This window comes from Mesorhizobium sp. M7D.F.Ca.US.004.03.1.1, assembly GCF_003998635.1.
Taxonomy (GTDB): domain Bacteria; phylum Pseudomonadota; class Alphaproteobacteria; order Rhizobiales; family Rhizobiaceae; genus Mesorhizobium; species Mesorhizobium loti.
The window spans coordinates 1-592 of the sequence record NZ_RZQG01001664.1; the positions used below are offsets into that span (position 1 = coordinate 1).

Genomic DNA, 592 nt, shown 5'->3' on the forward strand with positions numbered 1-592 from the left:
GCTCACGGCGCACGTCGTAAACGTAGGCGCGGACGCGGTCGCCATATTTGTAATTTTCGCGCGGGATCAGTTCGTCGCGGCGGATGATCGCTTCGCCTCGGCCAAGGTCGACGATGACGTTGCCGTATTCGACGCGCTTGACGGTGCCGTTGACGATTTCGCCGATGCGGTCCTTGTATTCGTCATACTGACGGTCGCGTTCGGCCTCGCGCACCTTCTGCACGATGACCTGCTTGGCCGACTGGGCGGCGATGCGGCCGAAATCCATCGGTGGCAGCTGTTCGGCGATGAAATCGCCGAGCTGGGCGTCGGGATTGCGCTCGCGGGCCGAGGAAATGGCGATCTGCGTGGCGTAGTCATCGACCTTCTCGACCACTTCCATCAGCCGCTGCAGCTTCATCTCGCCGGTGTTCGGGTTGATGTCGGCGCGGATGTTGGTTTCCTGGCCATAACGCGAGCGCGCCGCCTTCTGGATCGCATCGGCCATGGCGGCGATGACGATCGACTTGTCGATCGACTTTTCACGCGCAACCGCGTCGGCGATCTGCAGCAGTTCAAGTCTGTTGGCGCTTACAACCATCGTTTTTCTCCC

Annotated in this window: 1 protein-coding gene; it reads right to left on the minus strand. The window is 61.3% G+C overall.

Annotation, left to right across the window (positions count from 1 at the left end):
* On the minus strand, positions 1–580 hold a 580-nt coding region (locus EN935_RS39360), incomplete at its 3' end, for a transcription termination/antitermination protein NusA (RefSeq protein ID WP_164771899.1).
* Positions 581–592: the final 12 nt, after the last annotated feature.